This is a genomic window from Stutzerimonas sp. VN223-3, assembly GCF_045999685.1.
Taxonomy (GTDB): domain Bacteria; phylum Pseudomonadota; class Gammaproteobacteria; order Pseudomonadales; family Pseudomonadaceae; genus Stutzerimonas; species Stutzerimonas stutzeri_AR.
In genome coordinates, this window is the sequence record NZ_RBEC01000001.1 from 1372607 (window position 1) to 1393901 (window position 21295).

The 21295-nt window shown below is 59.9% G+C and carries 15 protein-coding genes; 8 read left to right on the forward strand and 7 right to left on the reverse strand.

Annotated elements, in window-relative coordinates:
• Positions 1-53 precede the first annotated feature (53 nt).
• Entirely contained in the window at positions 54-1196 is a 1143-nt protein-coding gene (locus D7241_RS06260; RefSeq protein WP_408100768.1) for an L-talarate/galactarate dehydratase, read from the forward strand.
• An 82-nt stretch (positions 1197-1278) separates the two neighbouring features.
• On the opposite strand, the gene D7241_RS06265 is transcribed toward D7241_RS06260, so the two are convergent.
• The 4 genes from D7241_RS06265 to D7241_RS06280 form a co-directional block, all read right to left on the reverse strand.
• A complete protein-coding gene (locus D7241_RS06265) occupies positions 1279-2799 on the reverse strand; it encodes a tripartite tricarboxylate transporter permease (protein ID WP_408100769.1) in 1521 nt (506 codons plus the stop codon).
• Between the two features lie 9 nt (positions 2800-2808).
• Entirely contained in the window at positions 2809-3297 is a 489-nt protein-coding gene (locus D7241_RS06270; protein WP_408100770.1) for a tripartite tricarboxylate transporter TctB family protein, read from the reverse strand.
• A gap of 74 nt (positions 3298-3371) precedes the next feature.
• A complete protein-coding gene (locus D7241_RS06275) occupies positions 3372-4340 on the reverse strand; it encodes a tripartite tricarboxylate transporter substrate binding protein (RefSeq protein WP_408100771.1) in 969 nt (322 codons plus the stop codon).
• Between the two features lie 68 nt (positions 4341-4408).
• Positions 4409-5803 carry an enolase C-terminal domain-like protein gene (locus tag D7241_RS06280; RefSeq protein WP_408100772.1) on the reverse strand — a complete coding sequence of 465 codons (1395 nt, stop codon included), beginning with the start codon at positions 5801-5803 and terminating at the stop codon, positions 4409-4411.
• A 651-nt stretch (positions 5804-6454) separates the two neighbouring features.
• Between D7241_RS06280 and kdgD the strand changes: the two genes are divergently transcribed.
• The 7 genes from kdgD to D7241_RS06315 all read left to right on the forward strand — a co-directional run bounded on the left by kdgD (position 6455) and on the right by D7241_RS06315 (position 15613).
• Positions 6455-7366: a 5-dehydro-4-deoxyglucarate dehydratase gene (gene kdgD, locus D7241_RS06285; RefSeq protein ID WP_408100773.1), complete on the forward strand. Its 912-nt coding sequence runs from the start codon at positions 6455-6457 to the stop codon at positions 7364-7366.
• Between the two features lie 94 nt (positions 7367-7460).
• On the forward strand, positions 7461-8903 hold the full coding sequence (locus D7241_RS06290; protein WP_408100774.1) for an aldehyde dehydrogenase family protein: 1443 nt from the start codon (positions 7461-7463) through the stop codon (positions 8901-8903).
• A 109-nt stretch (positions 8904-9012) separates the two neighbouring features.
• On the forward strand, positions 9013-10356 hold the full coding sequence (gene gudD, locus D7241_RS06295) for a glucarate dehydratase (RefSeq protein ID WP_408100775.1): 1344 nt from the start codon (positions 9013-9015) through the stop codon (positions 10354-10356).
• Positions 10357-10548: 192 nt separating this feature from the next.
• Positions 10549-12102 (forward strand): galactarate dehydratase, encoded by a 1554-nt coding sequence (gene garD / locus D7241_RS06300; RefSeq protein ID WP_408101195.1) that lies wholly within the window; start codon positions 10549-10551, stop codon positions 12100-12102.
• Positions 12103-12142: 40 nt separating this feature from the next.
• Positions 12143-13561 (forward strand): FAD-binding oxidoreductase, encoded by a 1419-nt coding sequence (locus D7241_RS06305; protein WP_408100776.1) that lies wholly within the window; start codon positions 12143-12145, stop codon positions 13559-13561.
• A gap of 30 nt (positions 13562-13591) precedes the next feature.
• Positions 13592-14521: a 2-hydroxyacid dehydrogenase gene (locus D7241_RS06310; RefSeq protein WP_408100777.1), complete on the forward strand. Its 930-nt coding sequence runs from the start codon at positions 13592-13594 to the stop codon at positions 14519-14521.
• Positions 14522-14701: 180 nt separating this feature from the next.
• Positions 14702-15613, forward strand: a complete 912-nt coding sequence (locus D7241_RS06315) for an aldose 1-epimerase (RefSeq protein WP_408100778.1) — start codon at positions 14702-14704, stop codon at positions 15611-15613.
• 121 nt (positions 15614-15734) lie between these two features.
• On the opposite strand, the gene D7241_RS06320 is transcribed toward D7241_RS06315, so the two are convergent.
• From D7241_RS06320 to D7241_RS06330, 3 genes are all read right to left on the reverse strand, one after another.
• Entirely contained in the window at positions 15735-17000 is a 1266-nt protein-coding gene (locus tag D7241_RS06320) for an OprD family porin (RefSeq protein WP_408100779.1), read from the reverse strand.
• A gap of 264 nt (positions 17001-17264) precedes the next feature.
• Positions 17265-19577: an ATP-dependent DNA helicase gene (locus tag D7241_RS06325; protein WP_408100780.1), complete on the reverse strand. Its 2313-nt coding sequence runs from the start codon at positions 19575-19577 to the stop codon at positions 17265-17267.
• A complete protein-coding gene (locus D7241_RS06330; protein WP_408100781.1) occupies positions 19574-21217 on the reverse strand; it encodes a VRR-NUC domain-containing protein in 1644 nt (547 codons plus the stop codon). The genes D7241_RS06325 and D7241_RS06330 overlap by 4 nt, the downstream gene beginning before the upstream one ends.
• Positions 21218-21295 lie beyond the last annotated feature (78 nt).

The window sequence follows — 21295 nt, forward strand, 5'->3', positions numbered from 1 at the left end:
TTGCCGTCCATCATGCCGCTCCGGCCTTTACAGCGCCTGCTTTGGAGCAGCACATGATGAATCCGTACATTCCCGATCGCATCACCTGGATTGGCTTGCGCTCGGTAGAGCTGCCGCTGTCGCAGGCGGTGAGCGACGCCAAGGTGGCGACCGGACGACAGAAACCGCTCGAGTCGGTCAGCCTATTGTTTGCAGAAATCGAAACCAGCCAGGGTCATTCCGGCCTTGGCTTCAGTTACGGCCTGCGTACGGGTGGGCCGGCGCAATACGCTCATGCCCAAGAGATTGCGCCGCTGCTGATTGGGGAAGATCCCAACGACATTAGTCGACTCTGGAGCAAAATGGTCTGGGCGAGTGCGTCGGTAGGGCGCGGTGGGGTGGCCGCGCAGGCAATCGCGTCCATCGACACGGCGCTATGGGATCTCAAGGCACGGCGTGCCGCTCTGCCGCTATCCAAACTGCTTGGGGCACGCCGCAGCGCGGTACCTTGCTACAACACGTCGGGTGGTTACCTTCAGGCGTCTATCGAGGAGATTGTGGACAAGGCCACCCAATCGCGGGAGCTCGGTATTGGCGGCATCAAGATGAAGGTCGGTCAGCCCGATCGGCGAACGGACCTGCAACGCGTCGAAGCCTTGCGCAAGCACCTGGGGGAACAGGTGCCGCTGATGGTCGACGTCAATCAGCAATGGGATCGGATCACCGCGCTGCGCATGGGGCGAGAGCTGGAGCAGTACCAACTGGAGTGGATCGAGGAGCCGCTGGATGCACATGATGTGGCCGGACACGCCGCGCTCGCCGCTCAGCTGGACACGCCGGTGGGCACCGGTGAAATGCTTACAAGCGCCGCCGAAGCGCTGGGCTATGTCGATAGCGGCGCGGTGGACGTGATCATGCACGATGCGCCGCGTCTGGGCGGCATCACGCCGTTCCTCAAGGTTGCGAATGCAGCGGAGCAGCGCGGAATGATCATGGCGCCGCACTTCGTCATGGAGATTCATCTGCATCTGGCTGCCGCTTATGAGCACCAGACGTGGGTTGAACACTTCGAATGGCTGGAGCCAGCGTTCAACGAGCGGCTGGAAATACGCGACGGTCAGATGATTGTCCCGGATCGGCCAGGGCTGGGCCTCAGCCTGAGCGAGAAGGTATCTGGATGGACACAGGCGCAGATCGAAATCGGTAAACGCGCCTGAACGAAAAACCGCGCCAAAGCGGGCACGGTCTTGTTTGCTCTTAGAACCACCAGCCCGCCTAAGCGGGCTGGTTTTGACGACCTCAGGTTTCTTGCAGCTTGCTGGCCGCCCCCTTGCGGCTGCGTAGCGAGCTGTAAAAATGCCAACCAACCGAAGCCACTGCCATCAGCAGAAAAACCGCCGAGATTGGGTCGGTGAGAAAGCCCATGAAGCTGCCATCGGACAGCATCAAGCCGCGGCGCAGGTTGGTTTCAGCCATCGGCCCGAGGATGAAGCCAATGATGAACGGCGCCGCGGGCATTCCACCTTTGACGAAGCCGTAGCCGATGAAGCCGAACAGCAGAATAGTCCAGACATCGAACACCCTGCTGCTGAGGCCGAACGCACCCACTACACAGAGCACAAGAATGATCGGCAGCAGAATGTGCTTGGGCACCGCCAATAGCTTGATGAAAATGCGCAGCCCGTAGAACTCCATCACCAGCATGATCACCGAGGCGAGAATCAGCGCGGCGAAGATGGTGTAAACGAGCCCGCCCTGGCTGATGAACAGCAGCGGGCCAGGCTGAATGCCGTGGATCATAAAGCCGCCAAGCATGATTGCAGTGACCGTATCGCCCGGAATACCGAGCGTCATCAACGGAATCATGGCGCTGCCGATACCGGCGTTGTTGGCAGTCTCACTGGCCACCACGCCGTCAATCACACCCTTGCCGAACTTCTCAGGGTACTTGGAGCGTTTCTTGGCGATGATGTAGGAAACGATGTTCGATGTGCCGGCCCCAATGCCCGGCAGTATCCCGATGCCGATACCGATCAATGACGAACGGAAGGCGTTGGGCAGCTGCCCGACGAACTCCTTGATTGAAAAACCGAAGCCCTTGACGCCCTTCATGCTGACCGTGGCGATCTTGCTCTTGTGCATGGAGCGACCGGTTTCGGCGATCTTGATCACTTCCGCCACAGCGAACATACCGATCATTACCGTCAGCATGGCGAAGCCGCCATTGAGGTTCGGTGAATCGAAGGTGAAGCGGCGGATCGCGTCGACGGGTGCGATACCAACGGTGGAAAACGCGAAACCCAAAGCGCCGGCGTAAATGCCCTTGACCAGGGAGCCGGTGGACAGGGTAGCGATAAGCGTCAGCGAGAAGATCGCAATGGAAAAGTATTCGTGCGGCCCGAAGCGCAGGGCTACCTTGGCCAGCGACGGTGCAATCGACATCAGCGCAACGATGCTGAAGATCGTGCCGAGAAAGGAGAACACCACGCCGACGCCCAGCGCCTTCATGCCTTCGCCTTTCTCCATCAGCGGTCCGCCGTCGAAGACGGTGGCGATGGATGCGGGCGTGCCGGGAATCTTCAAAAGAATTGCCGATATCAGTCCGCCTGATGTCGCCCCGACGAACAGCGCTACGAGCAATGAAAGCCCGGCAGCGGGACCCATTGTGTATGTCAGTGGCAGACAGAGCGCGATTGCCATGGTGGCCGAAAGGCCCGGCACGGCGCCGAAGACGATGCCGACGGCAACACCAAGGGTGATCAGAATAAAGATGTAGGGTGAGAAGACCGCGCCAAAGCCGGCCTGCAGTAGATCGATCATGGCCGCCTCCTAGATTTTCAGAAAGCCGGTGGGAAGCATCAGATCGAAGCCCTGCCGGAAGAGGTAATAGATGATCGTAGAAGTAATGACCGCGATAACGACGTAACTGATGTGGTTGATCTTTTGCTCTCGCGGCGTGATCACGATGAACTGCACGTACAGGTACAACGCCGTCATGATGGGAAAGCCGACCTTTTGCAGCAGGGCTACATACACCGCGATCAGCCCTAGGGTTTTGAACACGGTGGGGTAGTCCGGCGGAATATCGTTGCCAGGCCCGGCGTCTTCGTCGGGGTCGGCCGCCGCTGGCGTAGCCTTCCTTGCCGCCAGCAGCTGCAGCACGCCGAGCAGGCATAGCCCGAACGACAAGACGTAGGGAACGGTGGAGGCGTCAATGGTGCCTTTGCGCGGAAGGTTGATGGTCAGGAACAGGTAGAACAGGCCGGCGCCCAGCATCAAGGCTCCGACCAGTAGCTCCTTTCTCTTATAGGTATCCATGGGCGGCACTCGTATTTGAAGGAAGAAAGATTGCCGGGCGCAGGGGGCGCGCGCCCGGCATCGTGTTGCGGTGCTTATTTGTTTTGGCGCAACTCGTCCTTGTATTCCATGAAGTCTTCGCGGGTGTTCTTCAGGCGTTCGACGGACGCTTCAGTGCCGAAGTAGCTGACCGGCTGCTTGAAGGTCTTGCGCAGCTCTTCGCCGTATTCCGGCATCTCGGTAATCTGCTTCACGATACCTGCCATCTTTTCGATGATGGCCGGATCGGTGCCGTCCGGGAACGCCACCACGTACGGCTTCTCCATGACAAAATCGACGCCTTGTTCCTTGAACGTCGGCACTTCGCCGAGCAACGGATTGCGCTCGTCGTTGGGCTGCCCAAGGGCGACCATCTCACCGCTGGTTACATAGTCCTGGACCGACCCGTAGCTGATCGCGGCAAGGTCGATACGATTGCCCAATAGCGCGACGACTTTCTCGGATACGGTGCCGGCATCGACCATCTTCAGCTTGGTGTCAGTCAGCCCTTCGAACATCAGGCCCTGCAGATGCGAGTAGCTACCCATTTCGGTGCCGTAGGTCACACTGCTTGGTTCAGCCTTGGATTTTGAGATCAGGTCTTTCAACGAAGTAAGTCCCGATTCCTTCGACGCGACGAACACGGTGCCCTTGTCCACGCCGGCGATGCAGCAGATATCGAAGGCATCCAGGCTGTCTTCGGTCAGGCCCGCCACTTCATTGACGATCAACTGCCCTGTGTGGGTGAAAAGGATGGTGTTGCCGTCAGGGTCGGCCTGCTTGACCTGCTCGGCAGCAAGGGTGCCGCCGCCACCGGCAACGTTGGTGATGACCATCGCTTCGCCGGTGATCTTGGTGAAGTACTTGGCCATGGCACGGGCATTGAAGTCGGTATCACCGCCAGCGTTGGCGATAACCACGACTTGTACCGGGCGAGTGGGCCATTCGGTCTCGGCGGCATAAGCACCGCTGACTGCGGTTGCCAGTAGGGCGGAAACGAGGGAGGCGCTGATCATTTTTTTCATTATCTGTCTCTCCAGTAGTTCAGGTTGCGGCGCTTGGTTTTCTTCTTGGGTGGTGTTTTCTCTTTCTTCTATTGACGTCCCAGGCTCGGTTGCTTGGGGTCGTACTTCCAGCCAGGGACCAGATACTGCATGGCCATGGCATCGTCACGGGCACCCGTGGCGACCTTGTTGTATAGCTCGTGGGCCGCCATGATCCGATCCATGTCCGGCTCGATGCCGAGGCCGGGCTTGTTCGGTACTTGCACCTCGCCGCCAACGATCTGCAGCGGGTCGCGGGTCAGGCGTTCCTGGCCTTCTTGCCAGATCCAATGGGTATCGATCGCGGTGATGTTGCCCGGCGCGGCCGCGGCTGCGTGGGTAAACATCGCGAGGGATACATCGAAGTGATTGTTGGAGTGCGAACCCCAGGTCAGGCCGAACTGCTCGCACAGCTGAGCCAGTCGCACCGAACCCTGCATCGTCCAGAAATGCGGATCGGCCAGCGGGATATCGACGGCGTCCAGGCGGAACGAGTGGCCCATCTGCCGCCAATCAGTGGCGACCATGTTGGTGGCGGTCGGAATGCCGGTAGCGCGCTTGAATTCAGCCATGATCTCGCGGCCGGAGTAGCCGTTTTCCGGTCCGCAGGGGTCTTCCGCATAGGCCAGGATATGGCCTTGGCCTTTGCACAGCTCGATGGCCTCGGCCAATGACCAGGCGCCGTTGGGGTCGAGAGTGACGCGCGAATCAGGGAAGCGCGCCTTGATGCCGGCAATCGCCTGCATCTCCTCGCTACCGCGCATCACACCGCCCTTGAGCTTGAAATCCTTGAAGCCATAGCGCGCCGTGGCGGCCTCGGCCAGTCGAACGATGGATTCGGGCGTCACCGCCTGCTGATGACGGAGGTGGTACCAGTCATCGGCCGAGCCGGTGCCGGCGAGGTAGGGCAGGTCGGTACGGTTGCGATCACCTATATAGAAGAGGTACGCCAGCATTGGCACGCTGTCGCGTTGCTGGCCGCTGCCGAGTAGCTCTGCCACAGGCACGTCGAGATGCTGGCCGAGCAGATCGAGGAGGGCGGCTTCGACCGCGGTGATGACGTTATCCAGCCGCAGATTGATCTCGTGCGGTTGTTTCAACACCGCGGCTTCTGCTTCAGAGGTCACTTGATGCTGAGTGGTCTGCGGACCGCCGGCCGAACCGCCGGCGATGGCACGGCGCAACGCATTCAGCACACCGTTGTAGCGACCGATCTGCTGGCCTATTACCAGGCCCTTGGTACGTTCGAGCGCTTGGCGAATGCCTTCGCCGCCGGGTACTTCACCAATGCCGGTGCGACCGGCGCTGTCCTTCAGAATAACCAGATTGCGGGTGAAGTAAGGGGAATGAGCGCCGCAGAGGTTGAGCAGCATGCTGTCATAGCCCGCTACCGGTATGACTTGCATCTCCTTTACTACCGGTGTCGCCATCTTTGCATCTAGCATCTGCTGTCTTGCTCCTGCTTATTGTTGTGAGCGAGGGGTTGTCAGTAGCGCGGCATAGAAAGGGCGGTCAGCGTCCTTCCTTTTTGCCGAGCTAGTGGAATAAAGGACTGCCTTGAGCCTGGATGCAGAAGGCGCGTTTCTGATCTGAGAGTGCGGCTTATGTAGCCTTGGCAATGTCTGCACGGATGACAGAGCTTCTTCGAGATGGGTGCAAACGCATGATTGCCCACCTGCACAGGCCGTAGCAGTCTGCGTAGAGCGGCATAGGGCTGGCGCTGCGGGGCGCAAGTAAGGTGCGGAAACATCATGGCTTTTTGAGCTCTGGTTGTTTTTGTTGTCATACGTTGTCGTATGACTTGTTGGGATTTTTATCAGCGCCAATGTTGGATGTCAAATCACTGAGGTAATTAAAAATCGCCTTGTGTGACCCTCTGACCGTGCTCCCGTTTCGCTTCTTGCTCGTGAACGACGTCAAAAAATGAATTCGTCGGAATTCACTAGATAGTTGCTTGAACGTTCGTAGATATTTGGCCAATCCAATGACGAGAGATCTTGAACAAACAGGTAGCATCTCTCGATGTTGTACGATAACGTATCTCCAAGGCTGCGGCCCTACCTCACATACCGATAGCTTCACAGGATGCTCGAACAATGAATCCACAAGAACTGAAGGCCATCCTCTCTTCTGGTCTGCTGTCCTTTCCGGTTACCGATTTCGATCAACAGGGCGACTTCAGCCGTGCCGGCTATATCAAGCGACTGGAATGGTTGGCGCCTTATGGCGCAACGGCGCTTTTCGCCGCGGGCGGCACTGGCGAGTTCTTCTCGCTGACACCTCAGGAATATCCGGATGTCATCAAGACCGCCGTAGATACCTGTGCAGGCCAGGTACCGATCCTCGCAGGCGTCGGCGGCCCGACTCGTCAGGCCATCGCCTACGCACAAGAAGCCGAGCGTCTGGGTGCGAAGGGCCTGCTGCTTCTGCCGCATTACTTGACCGAAGCCAGTCAGGAAGGCGTTGCCAAGCACGTTGAGGAAGTGTGCAAATCGGTCAATATCGGCGTCGTGGTCTACAACCGCAACGTCTGCCGTCTGACCGCGCCGCTGCTTGAGCAACTGGCCGAGCGCTGCCCGAATCTGATCGGCTACAAGGACGGTCTGGGTGACATCGAATTGATGGTCTCGATCCGCCGTCGCCTCGGCGAGCGCCTGACCTACCTGGGCGGCCTGCCTACCGCCGAAGTTTACGCTGCTGCCTATAAGGCCCTAGGCGTCCCGGTTTATTCCTCGGCCGTATTCAATTTCGTTCCGAAGATGGCGATAGATTTCTACAAGGCCATCTCCCGAGATGATCATGAAACTGTCGGCAAGCTGATTGACGATTTCTTCCTGCCGTACCTTGATATCCGCAACCGTCGCAAAGGTTACGCCGTGAGCATTGTCAAGGCTGGTGCGCGTATCGCTGGCTATGACGCCGGCCCGGTCCGCGCGCCGCTGACCGATCTGCTGCCAGACGAGTACGAAGCGCTCGCAGCGCTGATCAAGAAGCAAGGCGCTCAATAACGGCCCGCCCGACCTATCACTCGCCCCACCCGCCAACAGTGGCAGCCTGTTCGGGCTTGCCCCTGTTAGCGGACATCACCAAGGAGAGCGTTCCGTGGCAGACGTAAAGCGTTACGACAATTACATCGATGGCCAGTGGGTAGCTGGTAACAACTACCAGGCCAACATCAATCCGTCCGATTTGTCGGATGTCATCGGCGAATATGCCCAGGCGAACGCTGCCCAGGTCGAATCCGCCATCGCTGCAGCCCGCAAGGCATTTCCCGCTTGGTCGACTTCCGGTATTCAGGCTCGCGCCGATGCGCTGGAAAAGGTCGGTCTGGAAATCCTTGCCCGCCGCGAAGAGCTCGGCGCGCTGTTGGCCCGTGAAGAGGGCAAGACCCTTCCCGAGGCAATCGGCGAAGTCGCACGCGCCGGCAACATCTTTAAGTTCTTTGCGGGTGAATGCTTGCGCCAAGCAGGCGAAACCTTGCAATCGGTGCGTCCGGGTGTGAGCGTGGAAGTCACCCGCGAGCCGCTGGGCGTAATTGGCCTGATCACCCCGTGGAACTTCCCGATCGCAATTCCCGCCTGGAAGATCGCTCCGGCTCTGGCCTACGGCAACTGTGTGGTGATCAAGCCTGCTGATCTGGTTCCCGGCTGTGCCTGGGCCATTGCCGAGATCATCTCGCGCTCCGGCTTCCCGGCCGGCGTGTTCAATCTGGTGATGGGCAAGGGGCGCGAAGTCGGCGAAGTCATCGTCAACGACAAGCGTGTCGACGGCGTCAGCTTCACCGGCTCGGTAGGCGTTGGTCGCGGCATCGCCAACACGTGCGTCAACCGTGGTGCCAAAGTTCAATTGGAGATGGGCGGCAAGAATCCGCAGATCATCCTCGATGACGCTGACCTCAACACCGCTGTCGAGCTGGCTACCCAGAGCGCCTTTTATTCGACTGGCCAGCGTTGCACCGCATCCAGCCGCATCATCGTGACTGAAGGCATCTACGATCGTTTCGTCGAAGCCATGATCGAGCGCGTCAAGAAGATCAAGGTCGGTTCGGCACTGGAGAAGGGCGTCGATGTTGGCCCTGTGGTTTCTCAGGCGCAGCTGGATCAGGATCTGAGCTACATCGCGCTCGGCAAGGAAGAGGGCGCACGCCTGGCGTGCGGCGGCGAGCGTGTCAGCTGTGGCACCGAAGGTTACTACTTGGCGCCGACCCTGTTCGTCGACAGTACAGCCGATATGCGCATCAGTCGTGAAGAGATCTTCGGCCCGGTGGCCAACGTGGTTCGCGTCAAGGACTATGACGAAGCGCTTGCCATGGCCAACGACACCGAGTTCGGCCTTTCCGCTGGCATCTGCACCACGTCGTTGAAGTACGCCAATCACTTCAAGCGTCATTCCCAGGCAGGCATGGTGATGATCAACCTGCCGACCGCAGGCGTCGATTACCACGTGCCGTTCGGTGGTCGCAAAGGCTCGTCCTACGGCCCACGCGAACAGGGGCGCTATGCGCAGGAGTTCTACACCACGGTGAAGACCACCTACATCGGCTAATAGGGCTGCGCTCGGCATGCGGCACGATCCGGAATAACCGGGTCGTGCCTACTGCCGACTCGTTACGTTTTTCCGCAAGTCGGACCATAAAAACAATAGAGAGATGCGTATGAACAACCCAGTGCATCAAGGCGCTCCGGTAATTACCGAACTACAAGTGGTGCCGGTCGCCGGTCAGGACAGCATGCTGCTCAATCTGAGTGGCGCACATGGTCCGTATTTCACTCGCAACATCCTTATTCTCAAGGACAGCGCCGGCAATACAGGTGTTGGCGAAGTCCCCGGTGGCGAGGCGATTCGTCAGACGCTTGAAGACGCTCGCGCCATTCTTGTCGGCCAGTCGGTCGGCAACTACAACGGCCTGTTGAACCAGGCGCGCAAAGCCTTTGCTGGCCGCGATGTTGCCGGCCGCGGGCTGCAGACCTTCGATCTGCGCATTGCCATCCACGCCATAACTGCGCTCGAATCGGCCATGCTCGATCTGCTCGGCCAGCACCTCGGCGTGCCGGTTGCGGCCCTGCTCGGTGACGGCCAGCAGCGCGACGAAGTCGAGATGCTCGGCTACCTCTTCTACATCGCCGACCGCAACAAGACCGACCTTGGCTATCGCGACGAATCGGATGCCAGCGATGCCTGGTTCCGCGTGCGCAACGAAGAAGCATTGACGCCCGAAACGGTTGTTCGCCAGGCCGAAGCGGCTTACGCGCGTTACGGCTTCAAAGACTTCAAACTCAAGGGCGGCGTGTTGCCGGGCGGCGAAGAGGTCAAAGCAATCCGCGCGCTGGCCGAGCGTTTCCCAGACGCACGTATCACTCTCGATCCCAACGGAGCCTGGTCGCTGGCCGAAGCCATTGACCTATGCAAGGACCTGCACGGCGTGCTGGCCTACGCTGAAGATCCCTGCGGCGCAGAGAATGGTTACTCCGGCCGCGAAGTGATGGCAGAGTTCCGCCGCGCCACGGGTCTACCGACCGCCACCAACATGATCGCTACCGACTGGCGGCAAATGGGCCACACGGTCCAACTGCAGTCCGTTGACATTCCGCTCGCCGATCCACATTTCTGGACGATGAGCGGTTCGGTGCGCGTGGCTCAAATGTGCAATGACTGGGGTCTGACCTGGGGCTCGCACTCCAACAACCATTTCGATATTTCGCTGGCGATGTTTACCCATGTGGCCGCAGCGGCGCCGGGCAAGATCACCGCTATCGACACCCACTGGATCTGGCAGGACGGTCAGTACCTGACCCGCGAGCCGCTGCAGATCGTTGGTGGCAAGGTCACCGTACCGGCCAAGGCTGGTCTTGGTATCGATCTGGATCGGGATGCGCTGCAAAAGGCCCACGAGCTGTATCTGGAAAAAGGCCTGGGCGCGCGCGACGACGCCATCGCCATGCAGTACCTGATTCCCGAGTGGACCTTCAACAACAAGCGGCCATGCATGGTGCGTTGATTCGCCCGTTCACGGTGATGCCTGCCTGCGGGGCGTTATAGGTCGTAGGGGTGGACTTCAGGATCGTAGGGCGGGCTTCAGCCCACCAGCGGCGCGCACAAATGGTGGGCGGAAGCCCACCCTACAAGCAAGCTCGCTGATACGAATAACAAAACCAACCGGGCCATACCGGAGACCAAGATGAACGAAACCGTGGAACTGATTCAGCATCAAGATTCGCCTCGTTACATCCGCTTGAACGAGGCGGACAACGTAGCAGTGGTGGTCAACGACGGTGGTGTGCCGACCGGTGCCCGCTTCGAAGACGGTTTGGTCACAGTCGAATCGGTGCCACAGAGTCACAAGGTCGCGCTGGTGGACATCGCCGTCGATCAGCCGGTACGCCGTTATGGCCAGATCATCGGTTACGCGCTCGAACCCATCGCACGCGGTTCCTGGGTGAAGGAAACCCAACTGCGCATGCCTTCGGCGCCGCCGCTCGACAGCCTGCCCATGGCCGACGCCGTGCCACAACGGCTCGAGCCGCTCGAAGGCTTCACCTTCGAGGGTTATCGCAACGCCGACGGCACGGTGGGTACGCGCAATGTGCTCGGTATCACCACCACGGTGCAGTGCGTCACCGGCGTGCTCGATCATGCGGTCGCGCGCATCCGCAAAGAGCTCCTGCCTAAATATCCCAGCGTCGATGACGTGGTGGCGTTGACTCACAGCTATGGCTGCGGCGTGGCGATCAACGCCAAGGACGCCTATATCCCGATTCGCACCGTGCGTAATCTGGCGCGCAATCCCAATCTTGGCGGCGAAGCGCTGGTCATCAGCCTCGGTTGCGAAAAGTTGCAAGCCGAACAGGTAATGCATGAAGGCGATGCATCGGTCGATCTCAGCGAGCCCTGGCTCTACCGGCTGCAGGAGTCCAACACCGGCTTTGGCGAGATGATCGAACAGATCATGGCACTGGCAGAGACTCGCCTAGAAAAGCTCAACCGCCGCCGGCGCGAGACCGTTCCGGCTTCCGAGCTGATACTCGGCATGCAATGCGGTGGCAGCGACGCCTTCTCCGGCATCACTGCCAATCCGGCGCTGGGCTATGCCTCGGACCTGTTGATTCGCGCCGGTGCTACGGTGATGTTCTCCGAGGTCACCGAGGTTCGCGACGCCATCTACATGCTCACCTCCCGCGCTGAAACGACGGAAGTGGCCGAGGCGCTGGTGCGCGAGATGGACTGGTACGACCAGTATCTGGAGCGCGGTGCGGCTGACCGCAGCGCCAACACTACGCCAGGCAACAAAAAGGGTGGCCTGTCGAACATCGTCGAAAAATCCCTCGGTTCCATCGTCAAATCCGGCAGCAGCGCTATCAATGGCGTACTCGGCCCTGGCGAGCGCTTCAGCGGCAAGGGCCTGATCTATTGCGCAACGCCTGCCAGCGATTTCGTCTGCGGCACGCTGCAACTCGCGGCGGGTATGAACCTGCACGTGTTCACCACCGGACGCGGTACGCCTTACGGCCTGGCCATGGCACCGGTGGTCAAAGTGTCGACCCGTACCGAGCTGGCCGAGCGCTGGCCCGATCTGATCGACGTGGACGCCGGGCGCATCGCCACCGGCCGCTCCAGCATCGAGGAGCTGGGCTGGGAGCTGTTCCATTACTACCTGGACGTTGCCAGCGGCCGCAAAAAGACCTGGGCCGAACAGCACAGGATTCACAACGACATCACCTTGTTCAATCCGGCACCGATCACCTGACCGCGATGCGCTGCACGATGATCAATTGCAGGAGGATGTGATGAGTGCGCTGCCGGACGAATTCATTCGCGAAATCGAGACCATCGTCGGGGCATCCGGCATCGTTCGCGATGCAGAACGAATGCAGAGCTACCTGAGCGACTGGCGCAACGCCTACCGTGGCAAGGCTGCTCTGGTGGTGCGCCCGGCCAGTACCGATGAGGTTGCGGCGGTGGTGCGGCTGTGCAATGAACACCAGGTTGCGCTGGTTCCGCAGGGCGGCAACACTGGCCTGTGCGGCGGCTCGATCCCGGACGGCAGCGGAACCCAGGTGGTGCTGTCACTGACCCGCATGACGCGGATCCGCGAAGTCGACCCTGCGAACGAGACCATCACCGTCGAGGCTGGGGTGGTTCTGCAGATGCTGCAGGAGGCGGCAGTGAAGGTCGGGCGGCTGTTTCCATTGTCTCTGGGGGCGGAGGGAAGTTGCACCGTTGGCGGCAACCTCGCCACCAACGCTGGTGGCACCGCGGTGCTGCGCTACGGCAACATGCGCGATCTAGCCCTTGGCCTGGAAGTCGTGCTGCCGGATGGGCAGATCTGGAATGGCCTGCGCGGATTGCGCAAGGACAACACCGGCTACGACCTCAAGCACCTGTTCATCGGTTCAGAAGGCACCCTCGGCATCATCACCGCGGCGGTGCTCAAACTGTATCCGGCGGTCCGCAGCGTGACGACCGCCTGGGTCGCCTTGCCCAGCGCGCAAGCGGCAGTCGAATTGATCGGTCTGATCCGCGGGCTGTGTGGTGATCGCCTGACCGGTTTCGAGTTGATGTCGCGGCAGAGCGTGGAGTTCGTGCTGCGCCACGTGGCTGGCTGCAACGACCCCTTCACCGAAGTGCATCCCTGGTACGCACTGATCGAACTCAGCGACACCCAACCTGAGGCGCCGCTCAACGACTTGCTGGAAGCCGGCATCGGCGAGGCGCTGGAGCGTGAATGGGTGATCGACGCCGTACTCGCCAGTAGCGAAGCCCAGGTAGCGGCGCTGTGGGCCATGCGCGAGAGCATTTCCGAGGCGCAGAACCATGAGGGGCCGAGCCTCAAACACGATATCAGCGTGCCGGTGAGCCGCATTCCAGAGTTCATCGAAACCACCGATCAGCGCTTGCTCGCGCAATTCCCCGGCGTGCGCATCGTCGCCTATGGCCATGTCGGCGACGGCAATTTGCATTACAACATCAGCAAGCCAATCGGCTCCGAAGATGCTGCGTTCAAGGCGCAGCAGGAGGCGATCATGCGGGTCATCTACGACGCCGCCGTCAGTTTCAAGGGCAGCATCAGCGCTGAGCACGGACTCGGTCAGGCCAAGCGCGCCGCAGCCCTGCGCTACAAGGACCCGCTGGAACTCGAGCTGATGCGCGCGCTCAAGGCAACATTCGACCCCAAAGGACTGATGAATCCCGGCAAGGTGCTTTAACCGAATCGCTCACTCAATCGAGGTAATCCTGTGACCTGCATTCTCCAGCTCGGTCCCCTTACCGACCGTTTCAACCGCGGCCTGGCTGCGGAGCATGAGGTACTGCGCATCTGGGACCAGGACGCCGATGCCTTGCTCGACCAGCACGCCCAGCGCATCGAAATCGTGGTGACCTCGGCGCGCTTCGGCTGCACGGCGGAATTGATCGGGCGGCTGCCTAACCTTAGAGCGATCATCAGTTCCGGTGTTGGTTACGACTCCATCGCCGTAAGGGCGGCGCGGGCACGGGGCATTCCAGTGAGCAATACGCCAGACGTGCTCAACGACTGCGTCGCGGACCTTGCCTTCGGTCTGGTTATCGACTGCGCTCGACAGATGTCGCGTGCCGACCGCTTTGTTCGCAACGGCGAATGGCCCTTAGGCGGCCTCCCGCTGGCGAGCAAGGTTTACGGCAAGCGACTGGGCATCGTCGGTCTTGGCCGCATCGGTGAGGCCGTCGCCAAGCGCTCCAGCGGTTTCGACATGCAGGTGCGCTATCACAATCGTCGGCCGGTCAAAGGTTGTGAGTATGGTTATGAATCCGACCTGATCGAATTGGCGCGCTGGAGTGATTTTCTGGTGCTGACCTGCCCAGGCGGGGAAAGCACCCGCAACCTGATCAACCGCGCAGTGCTGGATGCGCTTGGCTCGAAAGGCATGTTGATCAACGTCTCGCGCGGCTCGGTGGTGGACGAACCGGCATTGGTCGAAGCATTGCTTGAGAGGCGTCTGGGCGGCGCCGGCCTTGACGTCTACGCCCGGGAGCCAAGCGTGCCTCAAGCCTTGCTCGATCTTCCGAACGTCGTTCTGCTACCCCACATCGCTAGCGCCACGGAAGAAACCCGGCTGGCGATGGAAGAATTGCTGTTAGCCAATCTGCGCGCGTTTCTCGAGCGCGGGGAGTTGGTGACGGCTGTTTGAGTGCGCTTACCGGCGCGTTCAAATTTCGGCTTCGGCCGTTCTGGAACCATGGCCACAAGCTCTGGTTCTGTTTCCTTGCATACCCAGGCGTCACACCCGCGCAGCGAGCCACAAGCGCGTTTGCGCGGGACCTCATTCGCTTCCGTGTATTCGCAAGCCCAACTTGCCTGAGGATTCCGCATGCAACACCAGCCGTCAGATCTGTCTGAAACGCATCTGCAAAAAGGCCCGCTTCGGCTGTCGATCTGCCCGGCACTTGGCGGAGCGATTACTCGCCTGACGTTCGACGGTATCGATCTGCTGCGCCCATGGGACGGCTCCGACAGCGTGCGTCGTACCGGCTGCTTCGTTCTGGCGCCGTTCTCCAATCGAGTTGGCAACGGCGGCTTCGAGTTTGAAGGCGAGCGCTATTCGTTGCGCAACCTGTCGCCTGATCACCCTCTGCCGATTCATGGTGTCGCCTGGAAGCGCAGTTGGATGTTGACTGCACAGAGTGAAACCGAACTGACGCTGCGGCTGACTCATCAGCCGGAAGGTGAGGGCACGTCGGACTGGCCGTTCGCCTTCGAACTCGAACACGAACTGCGCTTGAACGAGCAGGGCGTCGAGTTGAGCCTGAATCTGCGCAACACCGACACGCGATCGATGCCCGCAGGGCTCGGTTGGCACCCCTATTTAGCCCGTCACGACGACTGCGTGCTGCAATTCGCCGCGCAATCGGTGTGGCTCAACGATGAACGAAATCTACCCGCTGAGTTGGTGAGGGTTCCGGCTCAGTGGGATTTCCGGCAGCCACAGCGCCTGGCAGAACCCGGCCTGGACAATTGCTTCGTCGGCTGGGACGGGCGGGCATGGATTCACTGGCCAGAGAAGGGAATCGCGCTGACTATGACCAGTGCGCTCCAGCATTTGGTGGTATTTACGCCGCCAGCGGAGATGGGGTTTTTCGCAGTGGAACCGGTCTCTCACGCCAACAACGCGCTCGGCATGCACGACCCGATGACGAACGGAATACGCATCTTGGCGCCCGGCGAGGCCATGACGGCCAATTGCCGAATTAGCATCGAACGTTCGACTCGTCCCGGACCGTAGGAGACGAAACGTTTCTGGCGCGTTAAAAGCACATCCGCCCGGGCAAAAAAAAGCCCGTCACAAGGACGGGCGAAAGTTTCCGCAACAGGAGCGAGGAGTGTTGCGTCCAGCGTGGTGACGCTTACAGAATCGAGATCGGGTAGTTGAAGATCAGACGGTTCTCGTCGAACTCGCTGGCACTGAAGTCACGACGAATGCTGGAGTTACGCCATTTGACGTTCAGGTTTTTCAGCACACCGCTCTGTACGGTATAAGCCAGCTCGGACTCGCGACCCCATTCCTTGCCGTCGTCTACACCACCGGCTTCGATGTTGTCACCGCTGATATAGCGGTTCATCAGGGTAAGCCCAGGGATGCCAACACCAGCGAAGTTGTAGTCATGGCGCAGCTGCCAGGAGCGTTCGTTGGCATTGTCGTAGCTGGAGTTGAAGCTATCGTTCGCCAAGGTGCCGCCACTGGTGCCGTTGACGCGCATCCAGCCATTGTCCCCGCTTACCTTTTGGAGACCGACGTAGAAAGTGTTGGCACCGAACTGCAGCCCGAACAGGCCCGAGTAGGTCTTGTTGTCCAGGTCGCCAGCAAGGGCGCTGCCTTCTTCCTTACCGGTGAAGTAGCCAAGATTCGCGGTCAGCGCCAAGTCGTCGCCCAGAGGCTGGGTATGTAGAATCTGGAAGTAGTTCTGCTGGTAGATGTCTTCCAGGCGAGCGTGCCAGACGCCAACCTTGGTTTTGTCAGTGAAGGAATATTCACCGCCAGCGAAGTTGAAGCGATCCGAACCGACGCCGCCGTAGAACATGTCTTCCATGCTGGCATCGTCACGGGTGCTGTTCTGGCGCATCTGGCCGCCGTACAGGGCCAGGTTGCTGATTTCCTTGGACGTGATCATCCCGCCCTGGAAAGTCTGCGGCAGCGACCGGCCGTCGTCCGAACGAAGGATGGGCAACACGACCATCCATTCACCGACACGTAGTTCCGTCTCGGAAAATTTCGCTTTAGCGGCGAGCGCCAGCCGGCCGTAATCATCGGCAGGCTTGCCATCGCTGTGTCGCGGCAGCAGACCGGTGCCGTAGGTACCGCCACCGCCGTCGAGTTTGACCGCTAGCATGCCCAGCGCGTCTACGCCAAAGCCGATCGGGCCGGGCGTGTAACCGGACTGAACGTTGAGGATAAAGCTCTGGGTCCATTCCTCCGCCCTGTTCTGCGGATTCAGTGCGTTCGGATAGGCCGGATCGACGAAGTTACGGTTGATGTAGAAGTTACGCGCACCAAGAGTGACCTTGGTGCCTTCAACGAAGCCATCCGCCGCATGAGCCACAGCAGGAATGCCAAGCGCCAACGACAGGGTGCCTGCGAATACGGCGGCAGATAGGGGGTTGCGTGGGGTCATTGTTGTTGTGCTCCCTTTTTTTAAGTAGTCCGCTACGTGTTGCCATTGGCTAAAAAACGAAGCGGGGTGTAGCGCGGCAGCCCGCAGGCGGCGCGTGTCGAAGCCGCCGATATCTGTTATCAGTCGTCATACGACATCACGGATTATGGCCGCGCGTAAGGTCTTGTCAATGCAATTTGTAAAGAAATGTCAGGAGTCAGACTTTCGTCTAACTCGCAGATTGCAGCTCGATGAAACGGAATCGAAAGATGTTTCGTTATTTGGCTAACGTCGACCAAGGGAAACGGGGAGATGTGATGACTGCGAGCCAGTGGTTACCACATTATTCCACCAACTCGGCAAGAGACGCCTGACCTGTGGGCGCGCGAAGCGGTCGTCAATCAGATGAACCACGCCGTGATCGTCCGTGGTGCGGATTACCCGCCCGGCAGCCTGTACGACTTTCTGCAAGCCTGGGTAGAGATAGGTGTAGTCGTAGCCAGTGCCAAATAGCTCATCCATACGCGCTTTCATTTGCTCGTTGACAGGATTGACCTGCGGCAGACCCAAGGTGGCGATGAAGGCGCCAATCAGCCGGTCACCGGGCAAGTCAATGCCCTCGGAAAAAGCGCCGCCCAGCACGGCAAAACCGATGCCATGACCCTCGCAAGTGAAGCGCGTAAGAAAAGCACTGCGAGCCGTTTCATGCATGCCTCGCGTCTGCTCCCAGAAGGGCAACTCGGGATGCTGAGCCGCCAGCAGAGCGGTCACTTGCTGCAGATAATCGAAGCTGCTGAAGAATGCCAAGTAGTTGCCGCGACGCTGGTGATACTGCTGTGCAAGCAGGTCGACGATCGCCTGCAGCGAGGCCGCACGATCCTGATAGCGCGTGGAGATGTGCCGCGCCAGGCGGACCTGCAACTGCTCTGCACGGAACGGCGATTCCACATCGACCCAGACGTGGTTTGGCGGTACGCCCAAGGTGTCGGAATAGAACCGCTGTGGGTTGAGCGTGGCGGAGAACAGCACGCAAGATCTCGCCTCGAGGAAGCGGGGCGCAAGAAACGGCGCAGGCAAAACATTGCGCAGGCAGAGCACCGAGCTGCGCCCGTTCTGTCGATTCCGTGACGGCAACAGCGTGCAATCGAACAGCGAATGCGCGCCGAACAGTTCAGCCAGCCGGCAAAAGTGCATCGCATCGAAATACGCCGACTGCAGCGCTGGATCGAGACCTGTCGGGTTTTCACCGAGGTAATCGGTGATCGCGCTGATGGCTTGCTGTAACGCACCGATGAGTTTGTGTGGTAGCTCCGGCTGAACCTGATAGGTATCTTCCTGCAGCCGATGCAGATCGTTCCAGCTGCGCAGGATACGTTCGATCGTCTTCTTCAGAGCTGTTGGAGCTGTCGTCCGTAAACCTCTGAAATTCCTGATATCTAGTTCCGCGGTGTACATGCTTCGGCCACGTTCGAGCAGATTGTGCGCTTCATCTACCAGCACACTGACACGCCACTGATTGACCAACGTGAGGCTGTAGAGCAGGGCGCTAAGATCGAAGTAGTAGTTGTAGTCGCCAACCACCACATCGGCCCAGCGCGCGAGTTCCTGGCTGAGGTAATAAGGACAGACCTGGTGCGCCAACGCCACTTCGCGCAGCGTCGCCTGGTCGAGAAGTTGGCGGGTGACGGCTTCTGCACGGGCAGCCGGGAGCCGGTCGTAGAAGCCGCGGGCGAGTGGGCAGGACTCGCCATGACAGGCTTTGTCCGGATGCTCACACGCCTTATCGCGAGCGATCAGTTCCAGCACCCGTACCGATGGCGTCTGGGTGTCATTCTTCAGGCTGGCCAGCGCATCCAGTGCCAGCTGGCGGCCGGACGTCTTCGCGGCGAGAAAGAACAGTTTGTCCAGCTGCTGGCCCGGGAACGCTTTCAGCTGGGGAAACAGTGTGGCGAGCGTTTTGCCGATGCCGGTTGGCGCCTGCGCCATCAAGTGCGTGCCGGTACAGGCGGCCTTGTATACCGCCTCTGCGAGTTGCCGCTGACCGCTGCGAAACTCGCCATAAGGAAACTTCAGATTGATGAGCGCCTCGTCGCGCTCAGCCCGGTGCGCCAGTTCCTGCTCGGACCAGGCGATAAAGCGCTGACATTGGTCTTCGAAGAAGGCTTGCAGCTCCGCGGCGGCGAAGGTTTCGGTCAGCAGGGTTTCCTTTTGGCTGACGACATCGAAGTACACCAAGGCCACGTTCAGCGATGCCAATCCGCGCGACTCACAAAGCAGCCAGCCGTAGACCTTGGCCTGGGCCCAATGCAAGTGGCGATGGTTGACCGGTTGCCGTGAGAGGTCGCCGCGATGGGTCTTGATCTCTTCCAGGCGATTCTGCGCCGAGTCATAGCCGTCGGCGCGGCCGCGCACCAGCAGATCGAGGTACTGCCCTTCCAGCGACACCTCGCGCTCATAGCCTTCGGCTCGGCGAGCGGTAACTGTGGAATGCCCGGCGATACCTTCCAGCGCGGTGGGTGCAGGCGTGAAGCGCAGGTCCAGATCGCCTTCTTTGGCGGTGAACTCGCACAGGGCGCGTACCGCGACCCGATACTTCAAGGCGCATCCTCGGCCCACTGCACGTAGCAGACGGCGATGGGCATGTCATGACGCAGCGCGAAGTCGATCCAGCGCTTTTGGTTGTCTTGCAAGCGATCACCGGGGCCTTTTACCTCGATCATCCGGTAGCGCTGCTCGCCGGGCCAGAATTGAATCAAGTCCGGCAAACCGCTGCGATGGTTGGGCACGTCCAGCAGGATTCGCTGGAAACAAGCCTGTAGATGCGCGGCGGATAAACAGTCGAGCGCCTGCTCCAGCAATTGGCCGTCGAACAGCCCCCAGCTGACGAATTGCGACTGAACGCCGAATTTTTCCTGAAACCTCCGGCGAATGCAGTCGCGGTATTCTCCCGTTCCCAACTTGGCCAGGCATGCATCGAACAACCCGGCACGCCGGCTGTAGAAATCCGGGTGGGCGAGATCCGCCGGTGCCGCATGGAATGGATGGAAGAAGGCCCCCGAAAGCGGCGCGAAAATCGCCTCCCAGCACAGCAGGCCAAGAAGAGAATTGATCAAAGCATTTTCAACGTAGTAGACCGGCGCTTCGCTACCAGACAGGTGTTCCCGCACTGCCTGCTCGACACTCATGCCAACCTGGCGGGGCAAAACCAGATCGATGCGCTCCGCTTCGGCCACGGCGCTACGGCGTGTAGCCGGCGCGCCGAGGACACGCCGCAGGCGTGGGAGGATGCGCTGTAGCTGCTGAGCTTCATGTTCGCTTTCCGGCGCGGTTTGCGCCTCACTCGCCAGATGCAAAGCGGCCTCAGGCTGGCCGCACCGTTCGAGCACTCTGATGGCACGTTCGCGCGCACCGGGATAACGGTTGGCGGCGTGTAGACGCAGTGCTTGTTGCAGATCACCGATGCGCTCGTATTGGCGACCGATGTTCAGCAGCAGCTTGCCGCGTCGGTTTTCCAGCCATTCGTTGGCGTAAGGCGTGCGCGGTATATCGGCTAGGATCTCGTCCAGCCTCTCACCTGCCTCGAAACGTTCGCGACAACGATGCATATATAGGTAGGCGTTAACATCGTCGCGGCTATGAAAGGCGCGGGACGCAGAAGAGAAGCTCACCTGCTCGTAGCGAAAAATACCCAGATCGGCGAGTACGAACTCGGTCCAGTCCTGACGGATATTGCCGAAGAACATCAGCCGCAGCCGATCGCAAAAGTCGCTGATGTTCAGGCTAAAAGCCGCTTCGCCGAGCGCCTCGCACCAGGTGGCGAAGGTTTTGGGCTGCGCATGTTCGGTCATCAGGAGCTGTAGCAGGTCGCTTTTTCGCTGGCTGCTGAATGCGGCATGTCCGAACACTTTGACCAGTTCGTCCTTCTTTAGCAGGCCGAACACCTGGGCTAAATCCAGAGTCGGGTTGGCGTCGATCCAGCCTTGCTCGACAAGCGCCGCCGCGGCAGCCAGCGGGCAGCCGATCTCGGCATAACGCAACTTACTGGCCCGGAACAAGGATCCCTTGCGCATCACCATACGAACCAGCAACGCCTGGGATGTCTGCGGTACCGCTTTGAAGCTCTGCAGAAATGATCGCTCACTGTCATCCAGCAGATCACCATGGCGCTCACCGACCCAGGCGAGCACCTGTCGAAAGTTTTCGAGGTAGTAGAAGGGGTTTTCCAAGGCCTGGCGCATCGAACATCCGGTTCGGTAGTACGCGAGCGTAGTCGCTCGTAGGGCTGTGTATTTATACAGCTGATGGCTGGTTTGGCA